The 5658-nt window shown below is 71.2% G+C and carries 5 protein-coding genes and 1 tRNA gene; 2 read left to right on the top strand and 4 right to left on the bottom strand.

Annotation, left to right across the window (positions count from 1 at the left end; translation table 11 throughout):
- The 3 genes from ESO86_RS10485 to ESO86_RS10475 form a co-directional block, all read right to left on the bottom strand.
- Nucleotides 1–802 (bottom strand): DMT family transporter (locus tag ESO86_RS10485; protein ID WP_165307632.1); only part of this gene is annotated, 802 nt, incomplete at its 3' end.
- 116 nt (nt 803–918) lie between these two features.
- Nucleotides 919–991, bottom strand: a tRNA-Thr gene (locus tag ESO86_RS10480).
- 91 nt (nt 992–1082) lie between these two features.
- Nucleotides 1083–2003 (bottom strand): DsbA family protein, encoded by a 921-nt coding sequence (locus ESO86_RS10475; protein WP_129234847.1) that lies wholly within the window; start codon nt 2001–2003, stop codon nt 1083–1085.
- 274 nt (nt 2004–2277) lie between these two features.
- Between ESO86_RS10475 and ESO86_RS10470 the strand changes: the two genes are divergently transcribed.
- Nucleotides 2278–3378, top strand: a complete 1101-nt coding sequence (locus ESO86_RS10470; RefSeq protein ID WP_129234846.1) for an ABC transporter ATP-binding protein — start codon at nt 2278–2280, stop codon at nt 3376–3378.
- Between the two features lie 76 nt (nt 3379–3454).
- Nucleotides 3455–4771, top strand: coding sequence for a DUF4032 domain-containing protein (locus ESO86_RS10465; protein WP_129234845.1), 1317 nt, complete (start codon nt 3455–3457; stop codon nt 4769–4771).
- Between the two features lie 48 nt (nt 4772–4819).
- Here the strand turns inward: ESO86_RS10465 and rlmB are convergent.
- The coding region (rlmB, locus tag ESO86_RS10460; RefSeq protein WP_129234844.1) for a 23S rRNA (guanosine(2251)-2'-O)-methyltransferase RlmB at nt 4820–5658 on the bottom strand (839 nt) is incomplete at its 5' end.

The following is a 5658-nucleotide window of genomic DNA, read 5'->3' as shown; positions in this document are numbered from 1 at the left end:
CGAGCGCGGCAGCGAGCTGGCCGGCCACGAGGCCGAGCGCGAGCACGAGCACGCCCACCCGCCGAACCAGCACGGCCTGCGCCGCGATGAACACGCAACCGACGGCGCCGCCCGCGTAGAGCCACGGCGCGGTCGGGAACGCGGTCGGCCAGCCGACGGATGCCGCGTGCGCGAGCATCACGACGACGAGCACCGCGGTGCCCACCAGGAAGTTCATGAACGTGGCCGCGAGCGCGCTCGTGGATGCGGTGCGGACGCGGCCGTTCATCGCCTGCTGCCAGGACGCCCCGATCCCGGCCGAGAACGGCAGCAGCATGAGCCAGAGCGGCACGTCCCCGGCGACCTGGGCGGACACCGCCCAGCCGATGGCGACGAGCGCCAGCGCGGCCCCCGCGATGCGGGTCGGGCTGAGCGGCCGGCGACCGCCAGGTCCCAGCCCGATCGCGTCGAAGACGACGCCGCCGAGGGTCTGGCCCGCGACGATGGCCACGGTGAACAGCGCCACGCCGAGGACGCCCACCGCGAGCCCCTGGGTCGCCACGAACCATGCTCCCGCGGTGCCGCCCAGGAGCATCCACCACGCGAGGCGGCCCGCCTGCAGCGCGCCCCGCAGGCGCACCAGGCCCCGTCGCCCCTCGGGCCATGCGGCCGCGAGCAGCACGAGGATCACCAGGCCCGAGCCGAACGAGATCGCCGCGGCGACCGAGAAGTCGTCGAGCTCGCGCGCGAGCTCGCCGTTGACGCGCGACTGCAGCGCGACGAGCCCGCCGGACACGATCGTGAGCGCGATGGCCGCCCACATCGGCACCCGGGAGGACTCGGCGTGCGCGTGATGGTGGGCGCGGTCCGAGCCGGCAGGCGCGGCGGGAGGGGGCGCGGCCGGCCTCGGAGCCGGGCCGCCGGAGGATCTCGACATCGAGCCGGCTACGGGACTCGAACCCGTAACCACCGCTTTACAAGAGCGGTGCGCTACCAATTGCGCCAAGCCGGCAGGGACCCTGACATCCTACCGATGCCCGGGTCCGGCACGCACTGCGAGGGCCCGGCCGGCGGCCGGACCCTCGGAGTCGTGCGCGGTCGGCTCAGCCCGCCTCGGGCGTCGGCGTCGGCGTGGGCGTCGCCTCCGACTCCGAGTAGCTCTCGCCGGCGGCCTGGAGCACGAACGCCTGGAACTCGGCCGGGTCCTCGAGCGAGCCGACGTACTGCTTGCCGTTGACGAGCACGGTGGGCGTTCCCGTCACCGATGCGAGCTCGGAGTTCGGGATCGGCTCGGTGAGCGCCCGCTCCGTGGCATCCTGCACCCAGCTCTTGAACCGGGTGTCGTCGATGCACGAGTCGACCGACGAGGCGGCACCGGCCTCAGCGGCGATGTCCTTGATCTCGTCGTTCGTGAGCCCCGCGGTCAGCTCCTCGGGCTGGTTCTCGAACATGAGCGCATTGAAGTCGAAGAACGCCTCGGGCGACTCCTCGGCCACGCACGCTGCGGCGTTCGCAGCCCGGAGCGAGTACTGCGTGCCGGCGGACTTGTTCGTCAGGATCGCGATCGGGTGGATCTCGAGGGTCGCCGCACCCTGCTCGATCATGGTGCGCATCGTGTCGGAGTTGGTCGTCTCGAACTGGCCGCAGAACGGGCACAGGTAGTCGAGGTAGACCACGATGTTGGCGACCGTGCCGCTCTCGTCGGGCACCGTCGGGGTGGGCTGGCCGCCCGCGGGGATCGCGGGCGTATCGACGGCCTCGATGCCCGCCTCGCCGCCGACGAGGAGGATGCCGTCGCTCGCCATGTTCTGCGGGCCGGGGCCCTCGGGCCGGATGCTGTTGAAGATCAGGCCGCCGATCAGCGCCGCGACCGCGACGATCGCCAGCACGACGCCGCCCTGGATGAGGAACTTGTTCCGGCGGTCGCGCTTGCGCTGCTCCTCCCGAAGGACGCGGGCCTTCTCGCGGGCCGCCTCGCGACGCTGGTTTCGGGTGGGGCGTGGCTCTGATCCGCCAGTGCTCATCGTGGGTCAACTCCGGGTCGCTGTGGGGGCGCGCGCGCATGAAGGCGCACGCACCGAAGAGTGTAGGAGCGATCACTGGGAATCGTCCAAACGGCGCCCGGAAGCGGGCTGGACGCGGCAGCCGGCCCGGCGTTCCCCGGGGACGGTGCGGACGTCACGGGACGGGACGTCCAGCGAACCCATGGCATACTGAGGGGGCGTCGACATCGAAGTCGGCGTTTCCATTCACTACGGATCGTCCGGCACGTACCTGCCGGTGAAGGAGAACAGAACCATGGCGTCAGTCACGTTCGACAAGGCCACCCGCCTCTACCCGGGTGGCACCCGTCCCGCCGTCGATGCGCTCGACCTCGAGATCGAAGACGGCGAGTTTCTCGTCCTCGTCGGCCCCTCGGGCTGCGGCAAGTCCACCTCGCTCCGCATGCTCGCGGGCCTGGAAGAGGTCAACGAGGGCAACATCTTCATCGGCGACCGCAACGTCACCGACGTGCCGCCGAAGGACCGCGACATCGCGATGGTCTTCCAGAACTACGCGCTGTACCCGCACATGACCGTCGCCGAGAACATGGGCTTCGCGCTCAAGATCGCGGGCGTCGGCAAGGAGGAGCGCGCCGCACGGGTCCTCGAGGCGGCCAAGCTGCTCGACCTCGAGCCGTACCTCAACCGCAAGCCCAAGGCGCTCTCCGGCGGTCAGCGCCAGCGCGTCGCCATGGGCCGCGCGATCGTGCGCCAGCCCCAGGTGTTCCTCATGGACGAGCCGCTGTCGAACCTCGACGCCAAGCTCCGCGTCCAGACCCGCACCCAGATCGCCTCGCTGCAGCGCCGCCTCGGCGTCACCACCGTGTACGTCACGCACGACCAGACGGAGGCGCTCACCATGGGCGACCGCATCGCGGTCCTCAAGGACGGCGTCCTCCAGCAGGTCGGCACCCCGCGCGAGCTGTACGAGCGGCCGAGCAACGTGTTCGTCGCCGGCTTCATCGGATCGCCCGCGATGAACCTGTTCCACGCGGAGCTGGTCGAGGGCGGCATCAAGTTCGGCACCGCCACGGTGGACGTGCAGCGCGAAGCGCTCGCGACCGCCTCGAGCAACATCGTGACCGTGGGCGTCCGCCCCGAGGACATCCAGGTCTCGAACACGCCCGGCGAGGGCCTCGAGGTGAAGGTCGACCTCGTCGAGGAGCTCGGCGCCGACGGCTACCTCTACGGCCACTCCGAGATCGAGGGCAAGCGCACCGACATCGTCGCGCGCGTCGACGGCCGCAGCCACCCGTTCGCGGGCGACACGGTCTACCTGCTCCCGACCCCGAAGCACGTGCACGTCTTCGACGCCGAGTCGGGCGAGCGCCTGCTCAAGGAGGCGGTCGCCAGCTGACCGACTCCGGTCGTCACGACAGCCGGTCGGGCCCTCGGCCCGGCCGGCTTCGTCGTTCCCCGGTACGCTGTCCCTGATGAGCGGCACACTCTCGATCACGTCGGCGATGACCGATCCCGCACTGCTCGACCTTCCGTGGGACCTTCCACTCGAGGCCTGGCCCAGCGAGCACATCGCCGCGCTTCCCAAGGGCATCTCCCGGCACCTCGTCCGCTTCGCCCACCTCAGCGGACACGTCGTGGCCATCAAGGAGACGACGGCCGAGATGGCCAAGGGCGAGTACGAGATGCTCCGGACGCTGCAGCGTATGGAGATCCCGTGCGTCGAGCCGGTGGCCGTCATCACGAATCGCACGGATACCGACGGCGAGGCCCTCAGGCCCGTGCTCGTCACGCGCCACCTCAGGTTCTCGCTCCCCTACCGCGCACTGTTCTCGCAGACGCTCCGGCCCGACACCGCGACACGACTGGTCGACGCCCTCGCCGTGCTGCTGGTCCGCCTGCACATCATCGGCTTCTTCTGGGGCGACGTCTCGCTCTCCAACACGCTCTTCCGCAGGGACGCCGGCGCGTTCGCGGCGTACCTCGTCGACGCCGAAACCGGCAAGCTCTACGAGGGCGGCCTCTCCAACGGGCAGCGCGAGAACGACCTCGAGATCGCGCGCGTCAACATCGCGGGCGAACTGCTCGACCTCGAGGCGGGCGGCCGCGTCGCCGACGAACTCGACCCCGTGCGCATCTCGGACGGCATCGTCGACGCCTACCGCAAGCTCTGGAGCGAGCTCACGGGCAGCGAGTCCTTCGGCGTCGCCGATCGCTGGCGCATCAACGAACGGGTGAACCGGCTGAACGACCTCGGCTTCGACATCGAGGAGCTCGCCATCCGCACCGACACGACCGGCACCACGCTGCGCATCCAGCCGAAGGTGGTCGACGCCGGGCACCACCAGCGCCGGCTCCTGCGGCTCACGGGCCTCGACGCCGGCGAGAACCAGGCGCGCCGCCTGCTCAACGACCTCGACTCGTACCGGGCCACCTACCGCCGGGACGAGGACGAGGAGATGGTCGCGCACGAGTGGCTCATGCGCGTCTTCGAGCCCGTCGTCCGCGCGGTGCCGCAGGAGCTGCGCGGCAAGCTCGAACCCGCCGAGGTGTTCCACGAGCTGCTCGAGCACCGGTGGTACATGGCGCAGACCGAGAGCCGCGACATCCCCCTCGCCGAGGCGCTCACCGCGTACATCAACGACGTGCTGCGCCACCGCCGAGACGAGGCGACCGTCATCGGCCCGCCCACGGAGGCGATCACGGCCGAGCTCCCGGCGGTCGCCCCCGACACCGCCGCCATCGCGGTGCACGACCCCGACGACGAGGGCGACTGGCGCCTCAAGGTGTGAGCCGCCGGGCGGTCCCCGCCAGGCGACTCCGACGTCGGACGGCTCGGGCTACTCCAGGGACTCGGCGCGCAGCTTCGAGATCTCGTAGAGCGTGACGGATGCCGCGATACCGGCGTTCAACGACTCGGTCGACGCCGAGATGGGGATCGACACCACTGCGTCGCAGGTCTCCGTGACCAGGCGCGAGAGGCCCTTGCCCTCAGAGCCGACGACGATCACGATCGGCCGGTCCGCGAAGTCGAGGCCGGGGAGCGACACGTCGCCGCCGCCGTCGAGACCGAGCACGAAGACGCCGCGCTCCTTCAGCGCCTTCAGCGTCTGCGTGAGGTTCGAGGCCATCGCGACGGGCACGCGTGCGGCGGCGCCCGCCGACGTCTTCCACGCGGACGCGGTCACGCCGACGGACCGGCGCTGCGGCACGATGACGCCGTGGCCGCCGAAGGCGGCGGTCGAGCGGATGATCGCGCCGAGGTTGCGCGGATCCGTGACGCCGTCGAGCGCGACGAACAGGGGCGTCTCGCCGGAGTCGACGACCTCGTCGAGCAGGTCGACCGGGTGCGCGTACTCGTACGGCGGGACCTTGAGCGCGATCCCCTGGTGCACCCCGCCTTCACCGGCGAGTCGATCGAGCTCGGGACGCATGACCTCGAGGATGGCGATGCCGCGGTTGGTGGCGACCTTCAGGGCCTCCTTGACGCGGTCGTCCATCTCGATCCGGGCGGCGACGTAGAGCGTCGTGGCCGGGATCCGGGTGCGGAGGGCCTCGACGACGGCGTTGCGCCCGGTGACGATCTCCGACTCGTCGCCCGACTTCGACCGGCGTGCCGCGCCCGACGCGCCGCGCGGGGCGCCGGACCGCTGCCCGCTGCGCCCGCCGGACTTCGCTG

It is taken from the genome of Agromyces binzhouensis, from assembly GCF_004135055.1.
GTDB classification, from domain to species: domain Bacteria; phylum Actinomycetota; class Actinomycetes; order Actinomycetales; family Microbacteriaceae; genus Agromyces; species Agromyces binzhouensis.
Note: the sequence above shows the minus strand (reverse complement) of the source record. Positions and strands in the feature narration are given on the sequence as shown.